Here is an 18054-nt window from a genome sequence, read left to right on the forward strand (position 1 = left end):
ACAGGGCGTCACCCTCTTGATCCGCGGTTCACACCTTGGACAGAAACGGGAGAACTCGATGAAATTGCTACGTTATGGTGAGAAGGGTCTGGAAAAGCCAGGCTTGCTTGATGCTGCCAACCAGATCCGTGACCTGTCTGCACACGTCAAGGATATCGCTGGCGATGTGTTGAGCCCTGCAGGGCTTGCAAGCCTGGCTGCGCTGGATCCCGAGAGCCTGCCTCTGGTTCCGGGCCAACCACGCATCGGGGCGTGTGTCGGGCAGGTCGGCAAGTTCATCTGCATAGGCTTGAACTACGCTGACCACGCCGCGGAGTCGCAGATGGAAGTACCGAAGGAACCGATCATCTTCAACAAGTGGACCAGTGCTATTTGCGGCCCCAACGATGATGTCCAGATCCCCCGTGGCTCGCTCAAGACTGACTGGGAGGTCGAGTTGGGCGTGATCATCGGCAAGGGCGGACGTTATATCGATGAAGCCGATGCCATGGAGCACGTGGCCGGGTATTGCGTGATCAACGATGTGTCCGAGCGCGAATGGCAGCTAGAGCGCGGCGGGACCTGGGACAAGGGTAAAGGCTTCGATACCTTCGGCCCGTTAGGTCCATGGCTGGTGACCCGCGACGAAGTTGCCGATCCTCGCTCGCTCGACCTGTGGCTGGAAGTGGACGGCCACCGCTATCAGAATGGCAATACGCGCACGATGATTTTCAGCGTGCCGCAACTGATCGCCTACCTGAGCCGTTGCATGAGCCTGCAACCAGGCGATGTCATCTCGACGGGGACGCCACCGGGTGTGGGGCAGGGCGTGAAGCCGCAACCTGTCTTCCTGCGTGCTGGGCAACGCATACGTCTGGGGATCGCAGGGCTGGGCGAGCAGAATCAGTTGACCGTTCCGGCCGACTGACCCGCTGCCAGCAGGGGGCCGGCAATCGGCTCCCTGTCACACAAGCCATCAGCCCTGCAAAAACGCCAGCAGGTCTTTGTTGAGCGTCTCTGCATGGGTCACTGCAAACCCGTGCGGCGCGCCTGGGTAAACCTTCAGTTCGGCCCCCTTGATCATCGCGGCAGCCCGTTTGCCCGAGGCTTCAAACGGCACTACCTGATCGTCGTCACCATGAATCACCAGGGTCGGCACATCGATTTTTGCCATGTCCGGGCGGAAGTCGGTTGCGGAGAACGCCGTCACGCAATCCAGCGTGCCCTTGAGCGAGGCGAGCAGGGCGATGTTCAGCGTTTGCGTCTGTACGCCTTCGGAGACTTTCTGGCCGTGGTTGATGCCATAGAACGTGCTGGCGAAGTCGCTGATGAACTGAGCGCGGTCCTTGAGCAGGCCTGCCGTGATGCCATCGAATACGGACTGCTCGACGCCTTCCGGGTTGTCAGCGGTCTTGAGGAAGAACGGTGTGACCGAGCCCAGCAAGGCCAGTTTGGCCACTCGCTCGCTGCCATAGTTGGCGATGTAGCGCGTAACGTCGCCACCGCCCATGGAGAAGCCCACCAGTGTCACGTCGCGCAGATCGAGGTGTTCGATCAGATCGGCGATGTCGTCAGCGAAGGTGTCATAGTCATAGCCGGTCCACGGCTGGCCGGAACGACCGAAACCGCGGCGGTCGAAGGCGATGGTGCGATAGCCCCGGCTGCTCAGATATTCCATCTGGTATTCCCACATGTCCGCATCCAGCGGCCAGCCGTGGCTCAACAGGACCGGTTTGCCCGTGCCCCAATCCTTGTAATAGATCTCGGTGCCATCTTTGGTGTTGAACGTGCTCATGCAGATTCCTCTTGATGTCAGGTTCTCGATGTCAGGTTGATCGGGCGAACGCCGTGCTGCGCGGGCGGGCGAACGCCTTCGGCAGCCCCCGATAATTCCGGCAGTGGGGGTTTTGCATAGTTCAGTCGAGAAGACTGAGCGTACTGCCCTGACGCGTTTTTTCTGAAACATTGCCTCATCGTATTTGCATGCCAAAACCGAACTTGCCGCGCATACGGGAATCAGTTCATTGGGGTCGGGGCTTGCCTTGCCCTGTCCATGGTTTGACTTGCCCATTGAAGGAGAGAACTGCGTGGCGTCTCAGCTGAAAATCTTGATCCTTTCGGGTCTGCTGTTATTCGCAGGCAGTTTCAATCTCCAGGCGGCCGATGTACCTGCATTACCGATGGGCGCCGCGGTGCCGGCAGACGACAAGGCTGCTGAAAAGGCTGACCCCAAAGCCGACCCCAAGGCCGCTGACAAACCCGCCGCGAAAGCGGATGACAAGGCGGCGGACAAGGACAAGGCCGATGCGAAACCCGCCGATGGCGCAGAGCCTGCGGCCGAGACTCCTGAGTTGCTGGTGCAGGGTGGGTTGCTCGGTGCCATCAGTACCAGCATCGATGACGTCCAGGAAAAGCTCAATCTGGATGACAACCTGTTCGAAGCCTGGCAACTGCGCGCCGATCGCGCAGCCGACGAGCTGGAAACGCTGGTCAACAAACGCACCACACGCTCCCCATGGAGTGTCGCCGGGGACTTCCTCGCCCTGTCTTTTGTCTGGATCGCATCGTTTGCGGTTCTGACCACGCTGGGTCGTTTTCTGGCCGTACGCTTGTGCCGCACACCGTTCATGCGGGTGCGCGCCCGCAGTCAGGCGCTGCTCAAATACGTATTGCCGTTTACCCTGCCAGCCATCGTCTGCCTGCCGTTGACCCTTTACGTCAGCCACTTCATGCCGTCTTCGGTAGGCCGTGCGCTGGCGCTGTGTTTCGCGTATGCAACCAGCAGCGGCATCGTTTCGACCTCGGTACTGCTCTGCGTGATCGTGATGTTCAACTTCGGGCATAAGCGTGCCGGCGTGCGCATGATCCGCCGCTACGCGCCGAGGCCCCTGTTCGTGGTCGGCTTCCTGGCGGCGCTGAGCGATGCGTTGACCAGTCCGCAGATCGCCCGTCAGCTCGGCAGTAACGTCACCACCAGTGTTGCGGTGTTTACCGGGCTGTTCGCCTCGGTGGTGTTCTGCATGCTGATCATCAAGGTGCGTCGCCCGGTAGCCCACCTGATCCGTAACCGCTCATTGAGCAGTCGTCTGCAACGGCCCGCGCTGCAACAATCGTTGAAGATATTCTCCAGGCTGTGGCACCTGCCGATCCTGCTGATGATTCTGGTCTCGGCGATCAACCTGATTGGCGCTGGCGAGGACAGTCAGCAAGCGCTGCGGTGTGCGTTGTTCACCACCATTCTGCTGATTGCCACGGTGTTCCTCAGCACCGTGTTCCAGCACCTGTTCAAACCGACCGAGACCCTGGGCCGCGGCGGGCATGTGTACAAGGCGCGTCTGTTGAGCCTTGTGTACGCGGTGTTGCGTATCGCGCTGGCCATCGGGTTCATCGAGATACTGGGGCGGATCTGGGGCTTCTCGATGTTCGAGTTTGCCCAGCGCAATACCCTGGGCCGAGTGATCAGTGATTCATTGAGCAGCATCGGTCTGATCTTCGTCGTCACCTGGCTGTTGTGGGTAGTGCTCGACACTGCCATTCAGGAAGCCCTGAAACCGCCGGTCAATCATCGTAGTGGTCGCCAGCCGAGCACGCGGATCAAAACCATTCTGCCGCTGCTGCGCAACGCGGTGAAAATCATTCTGGTGGTGATCTGTGCGATCACCACCATGGCCAACCTGGGCATCAACGTGGCACCACTGCTGGCGGGTGCCGGTGTGGTCGGTCTGGCCATCGGTTTCGGTTCGCAACAACTGGTGCAGGACGTGATCACCGGTCTGTTCATCATCATCGAGGACACCTTTTCGGTGGGTGACTGGGTGGTGCTCAGTACCGGGCATTCCGGGTCGGTGGAGAGCCTGACCATTCGCACCGTGCGCCTGCGTGACGGCAAGGGGTTCGTCCACTCGGTGCCGTTCGGGCAGATCAAGGCGGTCACCAACCAGTCGCGGCAATTCGCGTACGCGTTCTTCTCGGTGCAATTCACCTATGACTCGGACATCGATGACGCGCTGGCGCTGATCCGCGAGACCGGCCAGTCGATCAGCGAAGACATCCTGCTCAAGCACAACCTGCAGGGGCCGCTGGAGGTCTTCGGCGTAGACCGCATGGACCTCAACGGCGTGGTGCTGACCGCGCAATTTCGTACCTCCTCGGGCGGTCAGTACGCGGTGGGGCGCGCGTTCAACGAGCGTCTCAAGCGCCTTGTGGATAAGAACCCGAACGTGCGTTTTGCGCAGACTTATCCACAGATGGTCATGGGGCCGGGCTTCAATAACCCGCAGGCTGGCGTCGAAGCCGAAGGGCCGCCCGCGCCCTCGGACCCTGCCATGGCGACACCTTCTGCGCCCGCGCCGGCGCCGCTCAGTCTGTCCAAGGGCAACAGCACGCCCGGCCCGGCAGCTCAGTAACTCAACCGACGCACGGGGACGCTGCAACGCTTTGTCGCGGCGTCATTAACCCGCCAGGCTGCGCAACTGTTGGGGGTTGGCAGGCAACGTGTTATGTTTGCAGGCGTTTTTCAATTGTTCGTTTGATTACCTGATACCGAGCCTGCTGACTCTATGCGAATGCGCCTTATGCTGTTGGGCGGCGGGAATGCCCTCGGGCAGGCGCTGATTCGTCTGGGTGCCGAGGAAGACATTGGTTTCCTCGCACCACGTCCACCGCAAGACGGCTGGGACGTGGCGAGCCTCACGCAACTGCTTGATGACACCCGCCCCGATGCCCTGATCAACCTTGCTTACTACTTCGACTGGTTTCAGGCGGAGACCGTGAGTGAGGCGCGCCTGACCCATCAAGAGCGCTCTGTCGAGCGTCTTGCCGAATTGTGTCAGCACCACAACATCACGCTGGTTCAGCCGTCCAGCTATCGTGTGTTCGATGGTTCCCGCGCGACGGCCTACAGCGAAAAAGACGATCCTGTACCCTTGGGCCTGCGCGGTCAGGCCCTGTGGCGTATCGAACAGAGCGTTCGCGCGACCTGCCCGCAACATGTGCTGGTGCGTTTCGGCTGGCTGCTGGATGACAGCACCGATGGTGTGCTGGGGCGCTTTCTCTCGCGTGCCAAGGAACCCGGAGAGCTGCTGCTCGCCGACGATCGCCGCGGCAACCCGACGCCGGTCGATGATGCGGCACGGGTGATCATTTCGGTCATCAAGCAACTCGACTGCGAAGCGCCGCTGTGGGGCACCTACCACTACGCCGGACACGAGGCGACCACGCCGCTGGCGCTGGGGCAGGCAGTGCTCACCGAAGCGCGTCTGCTGCACGCGCTGGCCATCGAATCGCCCACTGCGCAGGCTCATGCCGCGCGTCCCGATGCAGCCGAAGAACCGCAGCACGCGGTACTGGCCTGCAAGAAAATTCTCCACACTTTCGGCATCAAGCCCCGCGCTTGGCGGGCCGGCCTGCCAAGCCTGCTGGATCGGTATTATCGACATGTCTGACGCTCCTGTTCTGATCACTGGAGGTGCGGGTTTCATTGGCTCGCACCTGACCGACGCATTGCTTGCCAGCGGGCAGGCCGTGCGTATCCTCGACAACCTCTCGGCAGGCAAGCGCAGCAATTTGCCGCTCGATAACCCGCGGGTCGAACTGATCGAAGGGGACGTGGCCGATGCCGACCTGGTCAAGCGCGTGGCGCAGGGCTGCAAGGCCGTCGTGCACCTGGCGGCAGTGGCCTCGGTGCAGGCGTCGGTAGACGACCCGGTGCGTACTCACCAGAGCAACTTCATCGGCACGTTGAATGTCTGCGAGGCCATGCGCGAAGCGGGCATCAAACGGGTGATCTTCGCTTCCAGCGCGGCGGTGTACGGCAACAACGGTGAGGGCGAAGCGATAACCGAGGACACCACCAAGGCACCGCTGACGCCTTACGCCTCGGACAAGCTGGCCAGCGAGTATTACCTGGATTTCTACCGTCGCCAGCATGGCCTGGAACCGGTGATCTTTCGCTTCTTCAACATTTTCGGGCCACGCCAGGACCCATCGTCGCCGTACTCGGGCGTGATCAGCATCTTTGCCGAGCGTATCCGCAAAGGCCTGCCGATCAGCGTGTTTGGCGATGGCGAGCAGACGCGGGATTTCTACTATGTCGGGGATCTGCTCAAGCTGCTGCTGCAGGCCTTGTCACGGGAAAGCGCCATCGAAGGCGCGATCAACGTCGGCCTGAACAAGACCACGTCGCTCAACGAACTGCTGGCTGCGCTTGCGCAGGTTGTCGGCAAGCAGCCGGAAGTCACCTATCAGGCACCACGCTCGGGCGACATCAAACATTCCCGCGCCAGCAACCAGCGCCTGCTGGAACACTTCACCCTCGACGAGCCAACGCCACTGGTGCGCGGTCTTGAGTTGTTGATGGGGCAGTGAGCCCTACATCGAATGTAACTGCCTATTCGCGAACAAGTTCGCTCCTGCAAAAGCCTGTGAGCACCTGTAGGAGCGAACTTGTTCGCGAAGCCGCTATTGCAGACGCAGAAATTACATCGAATGTAACTACTTATTCGCGAACAAGTTCGCTCCTACAAAAGCCTGTGAGCACCTGTAGGAGCGAATTTGTTCGCGAAGACGCTATTGCAGACGCAGAAATTACATCGAATGTAACTACTTATTCGCGAACAAGTTCGCTCCTACAAAAGCCTGTGAGCACCTGTAGGAGCGAACTTGTTCGCGAAGCCGATATTGCAGACGCAGAAATTACATCGAGTGTAACTACCTATTCGCGAACAAGTTCGCTCCTACAAAAGCCTGTGAGCACCTGTAGGAGCGAACTTGTTCGCGAAGACGATATTGCAGGCGCAGAAAGTGCATCGAATGTAACTGCCTTCGGACCAGCCCGCTCCTGCAAAAAGCGCGGCATTACTTCGTCATGGAGTTGGTACGAGATCACCAGGTCTACAAAACACAAAGGCACCCAATAAGGGTGCCTTTGTGTTTGTGGCGCTTGAGACGTTCAGGTCAGAACTTGTAACCCACGCCCACCATGTACACCCACGGGTCGATGTCCACGTCGACCTTGGTCTTGCCGACGGCCAGGGCTGACGGGCCGTCCACGGTTGCTTTGGTGTCGATGTCGACGTACCAGACCGAGGCGTTGAGCAGTACGTTGTCGGTGATCATGTAATCCATGCCCAACTGCCCGGCCAGGCCGACCGAGTCCTTGAGCTTGAGGTTGCTGAAACCCTGATTCTTACGGTTGCCGGTCAGGTCGGTATCGAAGAACGTGGTGTAGTTGATGCCCACGCCAGCGTACGGCTGGAATTTCGACGACGGTTCCATCGGGTAGTACTGCAACGACAGCGTCGGCGGCAGTTGTTTGATATCGGCCAGCTTGCCATCCAGGCCAGGCCCAAGGCCTTTGACCGATACGGTGTGGCTGAACGGTGTGGCGGCCAGCAGCTCGACGCCGACGTGCTGGGTCAGCATGTAGGCGAAGGTCAGGCCCAGCTGGTTTTCGCCGTCGACAGTCGCTTTGGTGCCGGAAACCTTGGCACCGTCGAGGCGCACTTCGCCGCTGTCTTCATTGGGCTGGACGTGCGCGACACCGGCGCGAACGATGAAGTCGCCAGGCTGGTAGGCGTGTGCCGCGACCGGGGCGGTGAGGGTAAGCGCGACAAGGGACGCGCGTAGCAGATGCTTGTGCATGGAGGCTCCAGAGATCAGTCAAAATTTATGGGCGTAATGTTAAAGCGCTGTCGAGCGGCGACTTTGACTCAGCTCAATGAAATCGCTGGGAACCTCGTGATCCTTATGAATCCGGCAACTCGTAGACAAGAATCTTGTCTGCCTGCATCTGATAACCCGCTTCTGCCAATTCGCTGGAAGACGACTTGGCCTGCATCGGTCCTTCGATCCAGTACGGCTGATACAGCTCATCGACCTTCACACCCAGCTCGCTCGTGACATGCACGATCTGGTTCGCCGGTGGCGGCGGCACATGAATGCAGGCGCCGAAATACGGCACCAGCAAAAACTCCGTCACTCGGCCTTCCTCACTGACCTCGAGCGGCACGATGTAGCCCGGTAAGCGCACCAGTTTGCCGTCCAGTGCCTTGACCACCGGCGCATGCGGTGCCAGTTGGTGGGCAGCAGGCGCTGCCTCCATGGCCAGTGCATCGGACAGCTTGGACATATCGTGCAGCGGAGCCGTTACCGGCTTCACCACAGGTGCATCGGGTGGAATCATGTCATTCCAGGTCAGCTCACGCGGCTCGGCGGCCCACGCTTGAGTGGTAACCGAGAACAGCAGAGTGAGTAGCATGCGCCGCATCATGAAGGTCCTCATAAACGAATCGACAGTCCATCGGCCAGTGACTGCCTGTAGGCTCGCCAGGCTGGCACGGTTCCCATCAACAGCGCGCAGCCGAGAATGGCACCGAGTAATGTCCATTCATATTGGCCAGGTGGCATAGACGACAGGTACAGACCATAGTTGTCGAGCACGTAGTCGCGGGCCACGAAGATGCCGATATAGAGCAGCGCAAGGCCGCTGATGACACCCGCCAGCGCCAGGGCGAAGGCTTCGAGTATAAGCAGACTTGCGATATGCCAGGGGCGCGCGCCGACCGAGCGCAGGATGGCCATTTCCCGGCGGCGCTCGTTGAGGCTGGTGAGAATCGCAGTCAGCATGCCGATCAGTCCGGTCAGCACCACGAACAGCGAAATCACGAACAGCGCCTTTTCCGCCGTGCCCATCAGGCTCCACAGCTCCTGCAGTGCCACGCCGGGCAGAATCGCCAGCATGGGCTCGCCACGGTATTCGTTGATCTCGCGTTGCAGGCTGAAGGTGGAAATCTTGCTGTTCAAGCCCAGCATGAAGGCAGTGATCGCCGTCGGCGTCAGGTCCATATTGCGCGCCTGATCGGCTGAGATGCGCTCGTTGCCGCGTGCCGGGGCGCCGTTGTGCCAGTCGATATGAATGGCCTCCATGCCGCCCAGGCTGATATGCAGCGTGCGGTCCACCGGGGTACCGGTCGGCTTGAGGATGCCGACCACGGTGAACGGTTTGTCGTCATGCTTGACCAGGCTGATCGCGGCGACACCGTGCGCCAGTACCAGCTTGTCGCCTAGCTTGTAATGCAGCGCCTTGGCGACCTCCGAACCCAGCACCACTTCAAAGGGATCGGTCTTGAACTCGCGTCCTTCGGCTATTTCCAGGTGCTGTTGGCGACCGAACTGATAATGCTCGAAATACGCTTCATTGGTGCCCATCACCCGGTAGCCACGATGGGAGTCGCCCAGCGAAACCGGGATCGCCCACTTGACCTGCTTGCTGTTGGCGAAGTGCTCGAAGCTGTCCCAGCGAATGTTGTTGGTGGCATTGCCGATGCGGAACACCGAGTACAGCAACAGGTTGATCGAGCCGGAGCGCGCACCGACGATCAGGTCTGTACCGCTGATGGTGCTGGCGAAGCTGGAGCGCGCTTCGGTGCGCACCCGCTCGACGGCCAGCAACAGGCAAACCGACAGCGCAATGGCGAAGGCAGTGAGAAACGCGGTGAAACGGCGATTGGCCAGGCTGGCCATGGCCAGACGAAACAGATACATCTCAAATCTCCACGGCGACGGCGGCGCGATTCAGGTCGCTCAGCGACAGATTGCGATCAAACAGCGGTGCCAGACTCTGGTCATGACTGACAAACAGCAGGCTGGCCCCGGCCTCGCGGCACTCGGCGAACAACAGGCGAATGAACGCCTCGCGCGAATCCGCGTCCAGCGCAGACGTAGGCTCATCGGCAATCACCAACTCCGGTTGACCGATCAGCGCCCGGGCGGCAGCGACTCGCTGTTGTTGGCCGATGGACAGCGAGTCGGCGCGGCGTGTCAGCATCGTCGGGTCTTTCAAACCCAGGTGGGCGAGCAGGGTAGTGGTGGCTTTCTCGACGCTACCGTGGCGTTGCTTGGCACGCTCGGCGCGGACCTTTGAAAAGTGACAGGGCAGTTCGATGTTTTCCCGCACCGACAAAAACGGCAGCAGGTTGAACTGCTGGAAGATGTAGCCAGTGTGATCGACGCGAAAGCGATCACGAGCGGCCGAAGAGAGGGCCGACAGTTCCTGGTTCAACAGGCGAATGCTGCCGCTGACCGGTTTTTGTACACCGCCCAGCAGGCCCAGCAGCGTGGTTTTACCGCTGCCACTCGGGCCTTTGAGGAACAGGGTTTCGCCGCTTTGCAGGCGGAACTCGGGGATGTCCAGCAGTTGCGGATGGCCGGGCCAGTTGAAGCGCAGGTCTGACAGTTCGATCAGTGCTTGGGTCATAGGCTGACTCACGCTCGGTTGGAAATTAAAAGACCGGGCCAGGCCCGGTCGTTGTACTGCAGGGTGCGATCAGAATTTCAGCGTCGGGTTGGCCGCGATCACTTCTGCGCCTGACTGGCCGCCTGGCGAAATCAGTTGTACCTGAAGCTTCTTGGTGTCGGGAAAGGTTGTGAAGATTTGCGACAGGTCGAGCTTCTTCAGAATGGCCGGTGCGTCACAGACGAACTTGTAGTGGCCATGGATTTCACTGTGCTCGTGATGCTCGGCATCACCAGCGTCGGCGTGCTCGTCATGATCGTCATCCTTGTCACCAAACAGCGGGCTTTCCAGCTTCACCGAAGTGGCCGAGCAATTGGCGGCATCGGCAATGCTGAACAACGCGTTGGGCTTGAGCAGCAATTCGCGCGCCTTGGCGACTTTGGCCTTGTCTTCATCCGAGGTCGCAACGTGTTCGAAGCCGACGATGTTCATGGCCGGGCTGTCGAATTCGAATTCCAGCGTCTTGCCTTCCAGCACCACATCCAGACGTCCGACGCCGTGCTCGTGCGCACCCAGGCTGCCATGTTCATCGCCATGATCGTGGTCGTGCTCTTCAGCCGCGTGCGCAGCAACGAGTGGTAACAGGGCGAAAGGCAGGGCGAGTAGCAGACGGCGCATAGCGGGCTCCAGAACAATAATCGAGAAAAACTGTTATGTGATCTTATAACAAGTGACGGCCTGCGTGGACGTGTTTTTATCCAGACGCCGGGTGACCGGGCTGCAGCAAAGCGCTATTGACGGTCTTGCCGGGCATACCCGGTCCGGTGCTTATGTCTAAGTAGTCTCACACTTCGCGTCATCAAGTCCTACTCTGGAAGATGAAAATCGCTACACCTGCGCCGGATGCGCAGGAAGGTTTTCATCGCCAGTAAGGGCCTGCGCTCGACCTGGGCCGAGTGCGACATCAGGGAAGATACTCATGAACAAGCTCCATTCGAACAGAGAAGTCCTGCGTGCTGTGTACAAGGATATGACACGCATCACCGAATTCGCCGACGCTGACATCGTGCTGCACAAGGCGGATCAAGGCGCTGGCGGTGGCTTGTCCATAGCCATCGGCAGGGAGGCAGTGCTTTCCCACCAGATCAATCTGATCAGGCGTACCCATCAGACCCTGTACATGGATGTCCACGACATCATCGCCAACGATCACTTCGGCTCGGTGTTGGGCGAAATGCGCGCCAGTTGTGAGGGCCGGAAAATCATCATGCCGTTTTGCGACCTATGGCGGTTTCGCGATGGCCGAATTATCGAGTGCTGGGAAAACGTCTACGACGTGCGGGCGCTTGGCAATTTCATCAACGGCAAGGAACCGGTCCTCAACCAGTGGCGTTACGGTTGATCATGGGAATGCGCGCCAGCCTGTGGGAGCATGTACGCCTGACTGTCAGCAGGTGCACATCATGTTGCGTATTCGTGGAACCGTAGGCCAGTGGCCGGTGGATTTGACCCTTGAACTGGACGAAGGAGACTGGGCACAACTGGGCGCGCAGCTCAAGGCGCCCGTCCCGGAGGCACCCGCCGCCGCGGCCGAGAGCAAGCCGCTCAACCAGGACGACAGGCTCTGGCAAGTCGCTCAGGAATTGCTGCACAAGGCCGGGCAGATGAGTGGGCCGGATCTATTGGGGCAACTGGAAGGGTTGGCGGGCAGTACCGCTGCGGGCAAGCATCTGCTGGTGCGCTTGCGTCACTCGGCGAACGTGAAAGTCGAGAGCGGCGGAGATGCGCCGCTGTACAGCTGGGTCGAAGCGACGTGACCTGACCGCGCTCAGCAACAACAGGCACCCGAGCGGTGCCTGTTGCTTTGTACATTAGTACAGCGCGGCAAACAGCTTGCGACGGTACGCTGTGACCAGCGGGTGATCGTTGCCCAGCAGGTCGAATACTTGCAGCAGGGTCTTGTGCGGCAGCCCCTCGGCGTAATTGCGATTGCGGATGAACAGCTTGAGCAGGCCCTCGAGCGCAGCTTCGTACTGTTGACGCGACAACTGCTGAATCGCCAGTTGCAGTGCTGCTTCATCGTCCTGAGGATTTTGTGCAAGACGGCTTTTCAGTTCGGCAGCGTCCGGCAGGGTCGCGGCCTGCGCGAGGAACGTCAGCTGGGCCTTGGCACCGGCCAGTTCGGCCTTGTGTGCATCACCGGTGACCGCATCCAGCACGGCCTTGGCCTCGCTCAATTCGCCACGTTCAGCCAGGCAGCGCGCATACAGAATCAGCGCCGCGCCATTGGTGTTGTCCTCGCCCAACAGCACCTTGAGCTGTGCTTCGGCTTCGGCGAAACGACTTTCCGCAAACAGCGCCTGTGCCTGCTTGAGCGGGTCGGCGGCTGGCGGTGGCGGCATGACCACGTGCTGGTCGAGAATCTTGCGGATTTCCGACTCGGGCTGGGCACCGGCAAAGCCATCTACCGGCTGGCCGTCCTTGAACAGCACCACGGTCGGCAGGCTGCGAATGCCGAAGCGCGCTACGATGTCCTGCTCGATGTCGCAATTGACCTTGGCCAGCAGCAGCTCGCCCTGATAGCTCTCGGTGATTTGCTGCAGCAGGGGCATCAAGACCTTGCAGGGCGCACACCACTCGGCCCAGAAATCCACCAGCACCGGCTGGTCGAAGGACTTGTCGATCACCAGTTGATCGAAGTTCGCGGCGGTTGCGTCGAAGATGTAAGCAGTTTCCTGGCTCATTGCACGTCTCGAAGAATCTGAATGCTGCCAACTATAAAGCCCGCAGGGCAATGCTGAAAGCGGTGTCGTCTATTGGACATGATCGTGCCCACACTCATTGCTATTGATGCTGGCCGAAGGCCGTGGGAGCGAACCGGGCGACGCTTCGCTTGTTCGCGAAAGGGGTGGAAAGCTCTCTGGAAATTTATCGTTTGAACGACCGTCTTCGCGAACAAGTTCGCTCCTACAAAAGCCGTTTAGCTGAGCAATCCCGGACTGTTATTTAGCGCTCACCGCGCCGCGTGATAGAGGCTCACGTCGCGAAATTCGTGCGGCTCGGCCAGGTCCGGCAGGGTGTGCGCATGCAGCATCGTCAGACGCTGGTAGGCAGCGTGCTTGAAGTCGCGCACGCGGGAATCCGCCACCAGTGCCTCGCGGCCTCGGGAGAGGAACTGGTCCAGCAACGGCAGGTTGGCGCGGTCGTAGAGCACGTCGGCGACCAGAATCAGATCGAAGCGGTCCGCCTCGGCAAAGAAATCCGTCGAGTAGCGCAATGGCACCTGATTGAGTTCGGCATTGGCCCGGCAGGCAGCGAGCGCCAGTGGGTCGAGATCACAGGCCACAACCTCAAGCGCCCCGGCCCTGAGCGCGGCAATGCCTGCTACACCCGAGCCCGCACCGAAATCCAGTACCCGTTTGCCAGCCACCCAGTGCGGGTTTTCAGCCAGAAAACGTGCCAGAGCCAGGCCGCTGGCCCAGCAAAAGCACCAGTACGGTGGATCTTCCAGAATGCGCCGCGTTTCATCCGGGCTGAAGGCGCGGTCCATGTTGGCATCGTCGATCAGCCACAGCTTCAACTCTGTGCCCGGCAGCGCAGTGATGGTCAGCCGGGCGTCGCCAAGCAGTTCGCTCAGCGTGCGTTGCAGATGTTGCGGAGCGATCATGGCGCCTTGACGAACTGCAACTGCCCCAGAGCCTGAGTTGCCGGCTGATCGATACGCATCGACGGCAGGTGCAGGATCAACTGCCCGGATTTACTGGCGCGACCGCGCAGCTCGACACGTCCGCCGACCGGAAAGGCTTCCGGGTTGAAGCGCAACTGGAACGGCAATGATTGACCGTTGCCCTTGAGCAGGGTGTTGGTCAGCAGCTTCTGCGGACGTCCGCGCTCGTCGATGACCAGCATTGCCAGCTCGACCTCGGCGCCAGCCGGCACGCCCAGCAATTGCCCGCTGAGTTCACGTTGGTACGGTTGCAGTGGCCCCGGCCCGGCAGGCAGCTTGATCGAAGGTGCGACCGGTGGCGGCGCAGCGGGTTTCGGCGCGTCATTGCTGCTGCACGCGGCCAGCAAGCCGATGAAGCAGAGTAGAAAAGCGGGGCGTAACGTCATCAAGAGCTCCACAAGGCAAAATTCGAAAGGCTGGGTGACGCCAAGCGTGCAGTATTACCGAGCCCGGACAATTTCACACCGCTTTAATGCGCGTCTATATACCGTAAACCCTCAGCCTTGTCTTGCCGGCAGGATGCGCTAACATGGCGCTCCTCATTCTTTTGTTGCCAGCCACCATGCACTGTCCCTTCTGCGGTGCCAATGACACCAAAGTCATCGACTCCCGCCTCGTCGCCGAAGGCGAGCAAGTACGCCGCCGACGCGAGTGCCTGGCCTGCGGCGAGCGCTTCACCACGTTCGAAACTGCCGAGCTGGTCTTGCCGCGTCTGATCAAACAGGACGGCAGCCGCCAGCCTTTCGATGAAGAAAAACTGCGCGCCGGTATGCAGCGCGCGCTTGAAAAGCGTCCGGTGAGTGTCGAACGCCTGGAAGCGGCCCTGGTTCACATCAAACACAAGCTGCGCGCGACCGGCGAACGCGAAGTCAAATCGCTGGTAGTGGGTGAGCTGGTCATGACCGAGCTGCAGAAGCTCGACGAAGTGGCCTACATCCGCTTCGCTTCCGTGTACCGGCGCTTTCAGGACCTCAACGAATTCCGTGAAGAAATCGACCGTCTGGCCCGCGAGCCGGGCAAGGAATAAATGCATTGCTGACTGAACAGGCGGCTCTCGACGTTCATTACATGGCGCGAGCACTCGAGCTGGCGCGCAAGGGGCTCTACTCCACACATCCCAACCCGCGAGTCGGCTGCGTGATCGTGCGTGAAGGCCGGATCGTTGGCGAAGGCTGGCATGCGCGCGCCGGTGAGCCGCATGCCGAAGTGCATGCGTTGCGCCAGGCCGGCGAGCTGGCCAGAGGTGCGACCGCCTACGTCACCCTCGAACCGTGCAGTCACCAGGGGCGCACACCGCCCTGTGCCGATGCACTGATCGAAGCCGGGCTGACGCGGGTGGTCGCGGCGATGCAGGACCCTAACCCCGAAGTCTCCGGCCGTGGCCTGTTGCGCCTCATGAATGCCGGCATCGGCGTTCAATGTGGCGTGCTGGAAAGCGAAGCGCGAGCGCTGAACAAAGGCTTTCTCAAGCGCATGGAGACCGGCCTGCCTTACGTGCGGGTCAAAATGGCCATGAGCCTGGATGGCCGCACAGCGATGGCCAGCGGTGAAAGCCAGTGGATCACCGGCCCTGAGGCACGTTCTGCCGTGCAACGCCTGCGGGCGCAGTCGAGTGTGGTACTCAGCGGCGCCGACACGGTGCTGGCCGACAAGGCTCGTCTCACCGTGCGCCCTGATGAATTGGGGCTCGATGCCGAACTGACCGCGCTGGCCGCTGCACGTGCACCGTTGCGGGTGTTGATCGACGGCCGTTTACGCGTGCCGCTCGATGCACCGTTTTTCCAGGCAGGCAGTGCACTGGTCGTGACCTGCGCCGCTGCGTCGGCGCGAGGCCGTTATCAGGAAGAGGGCCACGAAATGCTCGCCTTGGCCGACAGCGCCGGTCATGTGGACCTGCGCAGGTTGATGGGCGAGCTCGCCGCGCGGGGCGTCAATGAAGTACTGGTCGAGGCCGGTCCGCGACTGGCGGGGGCTTTTGCCCGGCTCGGGCTGGTCGACGAGTTTCAGCTCTTCATTGCCGGCAAGTTTCTTGGTTCATCGGCCCGCCCGCTGCTCGATCTTCCGCTGGCGCAGATGAGCGAGGCACTTGAGCTGAACATTGTGGAAATGCGTGCTGTCGGTAATGACTGGCGAGTCATCGCTCTCCCTGTGCGCACACCCGGCGTATAATTCCCGGCTTTCGCCTTGCGCGCAGCCCTTGTTCTCCCGGAGGACCCATGTTTACCGGCATTATCGAATCCATTGGCAGCATCCGCACCCTGACTCCCAAAGGCGGCGACGTCCGCGTTTATGTGGAAACCGGCAAGCTTGACCTGACCGACGTCAAACTCGGCGACAGCATTGCCGTCAATGGCGTATGCCTGACCGCTGTCGAATTGCCCGGTGATGGCTTCTGGGCTGACGTCAGCCGGGAAACCCTGACCGTCACCGCCTTTGTCGACCTGAAGAGCGGCAGCCGGGTCAACCTGGAAAAGGCCCTGACCCCGACTACACGTCTGGGTGGCCATCTGGTCAGCGGTCATGTCGACGGCGTCGGCGAAATCGTCGCCCGTGCAGATAACGCCCGCGCCATTCAGTTCACCGTGCGTGCGCCACGTGAGCTGGCCAAATACATCGCCCACAAAGGCTCGATCACGGTCGATGGCACCAGCCTGACCGTCAACTCGGTCAACGGCGCGGAGTTCGAACTGACCATCGTGCCTCATACCTGGAGCGAAACGATCATGGCCGACTACCAGCCCGGCCGTAAGGTCAACCTGGAGGTCGACCTGCTGGCGCGTTATCTGGAGCGCCTGCTGCTGGGTGACAAGGCCGCCGAGCCGGGCCACGGCACGATCACCGAAAGCTTCCTGGCCGAGAACGGCTACCTCAAATCCTGAATTGATTGAAGGGGGTGCCGCGTGGCGCTCAACAGTATCGAAGAACTGGTCGAAGACATTCGCCAGGGCAAGATGGTCATCCTCATGGATGACGAAGACCGCGAAAACGAAGGCGACCTGATCATGGCCGCCGAATGCGTGAAGCCCGAGCACATCAACTTCATGGCGCGTTTCGCCCGTGGTCTGATCTGCATGCCGATGACTCGCGAGCGCTGCGAAACCCTCAAGCTGCCGCTGATGGCAGCGCGCAACGGTTCAGGTTTCGGCACCAAGTTCACCGTTTCCATTGAAGCTGCCGAAGGCGTGACCACCGGCATCTCGGCAGCCGACCGCGCACGCACGGTGCAGGCTGCCGCTGCCAAGGACGCCAAGGCCGAAGACATCGTCAGCCCGGGCCATATCTTCCCGCTCATGGCTCAGGCGGGTGGCACCCTGGCACGCGCCGGTCATACCGAAGCGGCCTGCGACCTGGCGCGCATGGCCGGTTTCGAGGCGACGGGCCTGATCTGCGAAGTCATGAACGACGACGGCACCATGTCCCGTCGCGCCGAACTCGAAGCATTTGCCCAGCAACATGACATCAAGATCGGCACCATCGCCGACCTGATTCACTACCGGATGATCCACGAACGTACCGTTCAGCGGATTGCCGAGCAGCCGATGGACAGCGAACTGGGCAGTTTCAACCTGGTGACCTACCGCGATTCGGTCGAGGGCGACGTGCATCTGGCGCTGACTCTGGGCACCATCTGCGCCGAAGAGCCCACGCTGGTTCGCGTGCACAACATGGACCCGTTGCGTGACCTGCTGATGGTCAACCAGCCCGGCCGATGGAGCCTGCGCGCCGCCATGCGCGCGGTTAACGAGGCGGGCAGCGGCGTGGTGCTGCTGCTCGGTCACCCGCTGGATGGCGATGTCTTGCTGGCTCATATTCGCGAAACCGCCGGTCAGCAACCGATCAAGACACCGACCACTTACAGCACGGTCGGTGCCGGTTCGCAGATCCTTCGTGACCTCGGCGTGCGCAAAATGCGCCTGATGAGTTCGCCGATGAAGTTCAATGCGATATCCGGTTTCGATCTGGAAGTTGTAGAATACGTGCCCTCCGAATAAATACCGGCAGGTCGGGGCGTGTGAAAGATGGTTTTTCGCAGGTTTTGGCCTGACAGGCATGATTCGTGGCCTAATATCCCTCAAAGTCCGCCCCAAGGCGGGCTTGCTCTTTAATACGAGAC

At 60.6% G+C, this 18054-nt stretch carries 19 protein-coding genes; 10 read left to right on the top strand and 9 right to left on the bottom strand.

Going from position 1 to position 18054, the window contains the following annotated elements; genetic code table 11:
• Positions 1–58: 58 nt before the first annotated feature.
• Positions 59–907, top strand: coding sequence for an ureidoglycolate lyase (locus JOE34_RS09455; RefSeq protein ID WP_003317065.1), 849 nt, complete (start codon positions 59–61; stop codon positions 905–907).
• Positions 908–955: 48 nt separating this feature from the next.
• Here the strand turns inward: JOE34_RS09455 and JOE34_RS09460 are convergent, their stop codons facing one another.
• Positions 956–1774 (bottom strand): alpha/beta hydrolase, encoded by an 819-nt coding sequence (locus tag JOE34_RS09460; protein WP_010417453.1) that lies wholly within the window; start codon positions 1772–1774, stop codon positions 956–958.
• 292 nt (positions 1775–2066) lie between these two features.
• Between JOE34_RS09460 and JOE34_RS09465 the strand changes: the two genes are divergently transcribed.
• The 3 genes from JOE34_RS09465 (at position 2067) to JOE34_RS09475 (ending at position 6345) form a co-directional block, all read left to right on the top strand.
• Positions 2067–4385, top strand: coding sequence for a mechanosensitive ion channel domain-containing protein (locus JOE34_RS09465; protein ID WP_003317063.1), 2319 nt, complete (start codon positions 2067–2069; stop codon positions 4383–4385).
• A 153-nt stretch (positions 4386–4538) separates the two neighbouring features.
• Entirely contained in the window at positions 4539–5423 is an 885-nt protein-coding gene (locus JOE34_RS09470; protein ID WP_074955834.1) for a sugar nucleotide-binding protein, read from the top strand.
• A complete protein-coding gene (locus tag JOE34_RS09475; RefSeq protein WP_209995609.1) occupies positions 5416–6345 on the top strand; it encodes an NAD-dependent epimerase/dehydratase family protein in 930 nt (309 codons plus the stop codon). The genes JOE34_RS09470 and JOE34_RS09475 overlap by 8 nt, the downstream gene beginning before the upstream one ends.
• Positions 6346–6933: 588 nt before the next feature.
• Here JOE34_RS09475 and JOE34_RS09480 read toward each other — a convergent pair.
• From JOE34_RS09480 to JOE34_RS09500, 5 genes are all read right to left on the bottom strand, one after another.
• Positions 6934–7620: an OmpW family outer membrane protein gene (locus JOE34_RS09480; RefSeq protein ID WP_016569086.1), complete on the bottom strand. Its 687-nt coding sequence runs from the start codon at positions 7618–7620 to the stop codon at positions 6934–6936.
• A gap of 103 nt (positions 7621–7723) precedes the next feature.
• Positions 7724–8248, bottom strand: a complete 525-nt coding sequence (locus JOE34_RS09485; RefSeq protein WP_024693506.1) for a DUF3299 domain-containing protein — start codon at positions 8246–8248, stop codon at positions 7724–7726.
• An 8-nt stretch (positions 8249–8256) separates the two neighbouring features.
• A complete protein-coding gene (locus JOE34_RS09490; protein WP_003391841.1) occupies positions 8257–9522 on the bottom strand; it encodes an ABC transporter permease in 1266 nt (421 codons plus the stop codon).
• A 1-nt stretch (position 9523) separates the two neighbouring features.
• On the bottom strand, positions 9524–10234 hold the full coding sequence (locus JOE34_RS09495; RefSeq protein ID WP_209995611.1) for an ABC transporter ATP-binding protein: 711 nt from the start codon (positions 10232–10234) through the stop codon (positions 9524–9526).
• A gap of 69 nt (positions 10235–10303) precedes the next feature.
• A complete protein-coding gene (locus JOE34_RS09500) occupies positions 10304–10891 on the bottom strand; it encodes a DUF2796 domain-containing protein (protein WP_024663233.1) in 588 nt (195 codons plus the stop codon).
• Between the two features lie 301 nt (positions 10892–11192).
• Here JOE34_RS09500 and JOE34_RS09505 point away from each other — a divergent pair, with 301 nt between their 5' ends.
• Together JOE34_RS09505 and JOE34_RS09510 are read left to right on the top strand one after the other, a co-directional pair.
• Entirely contained in the window at positions 11193–11615 is a 423-nt protein-coding gene (locus JOE34_RS09505; RefSeq protein WP_003317055.1) for a nuclear transport factor 2 family protein, read from the top strand.
• Between the two features lie 61 nt (positions 11616–11676).
• On the top strand, positions 11677–12030 hold the full coding sequence (locus JOE34_RS09510) for a hypothetical protein (RefSeq protein ID WP_096116617.1): 354 nt from the start codon (positions 11677–11679) through the stop codon (positions 12028–12030).
• A gap of 54 nt (positions 12031–12084) precedes the next feature.
• Here JOE34_RS09510 and trxA read toward each other — a convergent pair whose 3' ends face one another.
• The 3 genes from trxA to JOE34_RS09525 all read right to left on the bottom strand — a co-directional run bounded on the left by trxA (position 12085) and on the right by JOE34_RS09525 (position 14326).
• Positions 12085–12957: a thioredoxin gene (gene trxA, locus JOE34_RS09515; protein ID WP_003349508.1), complete on the bottom strand. Its 873-nt coding sequence runs from the start codon at positions 12955–12957 to the stop codon at positions 12085–12087.
• Between the two features lie 269 nt (positions 12958–13226).
• Positions 13227–13880: a 50S ribosomal protein L11 methyltransferase gene (locus JOE34_RS09520; RefSeq protein WP_003391846.1), complete on the bottom strand. Its 654-nt coding sequence runs from the start codon at positions 13878–13880 to the stop codon at positions 13227–13229.
• A complete protein-coding gene (locus tag JOE34_RS09525) occupies positions 13877–14326 on the bottom strand; it encodes a hypothetical protein (protein WP_003317052.1) in 450 nt (149 codons plus the stop codon). Before JOE34_RS09525 ends, JOE34_RS09520 begins: the two co-directional genes overlap by 4 nt.
• A gap of 176 nt (positions 14327–14502) precedes the next feature.
• Between JOE34_RS09525 and nrdR the strand changes: the two genes are divergently transcribed.
• The 4 genes from nrdR to ribBA are packed head-to-tail and all read left to right on the top strand — an operon-like array spanning position 14503 to position 17932.
• A complete protein-coding gene (nrdR, locus tag JOE34_RS09530; RefSeq protein WP_003317051.1) occupies positions 14503–14967 on the top strand; it encodes a transcriptional regulator NrdR in 465 nt (154 codons plus the stop codon).
• Positions 14968–15008: 41 nt separating this feature from the next.
• Positions 15009–16109: a bifunctional diaminohydroxyphosphoribosylaminopyrimidine deaminase/5-amino-6-(5-phosphoribosylamino)uracil reductase RibD gene (ribD, locus tag JOE34_RS09535; protein WP_153222310.1), complete on the top strand. Its 1101-nt coding sequence runs from the start codon at positions 15009–15011 to the stop codon at positions 16107–16109.
• 47 nt (positions 16110–16156) lie between these two features.
• A complete protein-coding gene (locus tag JOE34_RS09540) occupies positions 16157–16819 on the top strand; it encodes a riboflavin synthase (protein WP_209995614.1) in 663 nt (220 codons plus the stop codon).
• Positions 16820–16840: 21 nt separating this feature from the next.
• Positions 16841–17932: a bifunctional 3,4-dihydroxy-2-butanone-4-phosphate synthase/GTP cyclohydrolase II gene (gene ribBA, locus JOE34_RS09545; protein ID WP_003421165.1), complete on the top strand. Its 1092-nt coding sequence runs from the start codon at positions 16841–16843 to the stop codon at positions 17930–17932.
• Positions 17933–18054 lie beyond the last annotated feature (122 nt).

The sequence above is a fragment of the Pseudomonas sp. PvP028 genome (assembly GCF_017832255.1).
GTDB classification, from domain to species: domain Bacteria; phylum Pseudomonadota; class Gammaproteobacteria; order Pseudomonadales; family Pseudomonadaceae; genus Aquipseudomonas; species Aquipseudomonas syringae.

What these genes read in the sequence shown, in the direction of transcription:
- JOE34_RS09470 (WP_074955834.1), top strand. Translation starts at nt 4,539, where the DNA reads ATGCGAATGCGCCTTATGCTGTTGGGCGGCGGGAATGCCCTCGGGCAG.
- ribD (WP_153222310.1), top strand. Translation starts at nt 15,009, where the DNA reads ATGGCGCGAGCACTCGAGCTGGCGCGCAAGGGGCTCTACTCCACACAT.
- JOE34_RS09510 (WP_096116617.1), top strand. Translation starts at nt 11,677, where the DNA reads ATGTTGCGTATTCGTGGAACCGTAGGCCAGTGGCCGGTGGATTTGACC.
- JOE34_RS09495 (WP_209995611.1), bottom strand. Translation starts at nt 10,234, where the DNA reads ATGACCCAAGCACTGATCGAACTGTCAGACCTGCGCTTCAACTGGCCC.
- JOE34_RS09480 (WP_016569086.1), bottom strand. Translation starts at nt 7,620, where the DNA reads ATGCACAAGCATCTGCTACGCGCGTCCCTTGTCGCGCTTACCCTCACC.
- JOE34_RS09455 (WP_003317065.1), top strand. Translation starts at nt 59, where the DNA reads ATGAAATTGCTACGTTATGGTGAGAAGGGTCTGGAAAAGCCAGGCTTG.
- JOE34_RS09490 (WP_003391841.1), bottom strand. Translation starts at nt 9,522, where the DNA reads ATGTATCTGTTTCGTCTGGCCATGGCCAGCCTGGCCAATCGCCGTTTC.
- nrdR (WP_003317051.1), top strand. Translation starts at nt 14,503, where the DNA reads ATGCACTGTCCCTTCTGCGGTGCCAATGACACCAAAGTCATCGACTCC.
- JOE34_RS09460 (WP_010417453.1), bottom strand. Translation starts at nt 1,774, where the DNA reads ATGAGCACGTTCAACACCAAAGATGGCACCGAGATCTATTACAAGGAT.
- trxA (WP_003349508.1), bottom strand. Translation starts at nt 12,957, where the DNA reads ATGAGCCAGGAAACTGCTTACATCTTCGACGCAACCGCCGCGAACTTC.
- JOE34_RS09525 (WP_003317052.1), bottom strand. Translation starts at nt 14,326, where the DNA reads ATGACGTTACGCCCCGCTTTTCTACTCTGCTTCATCGGCTTGCTGGCC.
- JOE34_RS09520 (WP_003391846.1), bottom strand. Translation starts at nt 13,880, where the DNA reads ATGATCGCTCCGCAACATCTGCAACGCACGCTGAGCGAACTGCTTGGC.
- JOE34_RS09485 (WP_024693506.1), bottom strand. Translation starts at nt 8,248, where the DNA reads ATGATGCGGCGCATGCTACTCACTCTGCTGTTCTCGGTTACCACTCAA.
- JOE34_RS09540 (WP_209995614.1), top strand. Translation starts at nt 16,157, where the DNA reads ATGTTTACCGGCATTATCGAATCCATTGGCAGCATCCGCACCCTGACT.
- JOE34_RS09475 (WP_209995609.1), top strand. Translation starts at nt 5,416, where the DNA reads ATGTCTGACGCTCCTGTTCTGATCACTGGAGGTGCGGGTTTCATTGGC.
- JOE34_RS09505 (WP_003317055.1), top strand. Translation starts at nt 11,193, where the DNA reads ATGAACAAGCTCCATTCGAACAGAGAAGTCCTGCGTGCTGTGTACAAG.
- JOE34_RS09500 (WP_024663233.1), bottom strand. Translation starts at nt 10,891, where the DNA reads ATGCGCCGTCTGCTACTCGCCCTGCCTTTCGCCCTGTTACCACTCGTT.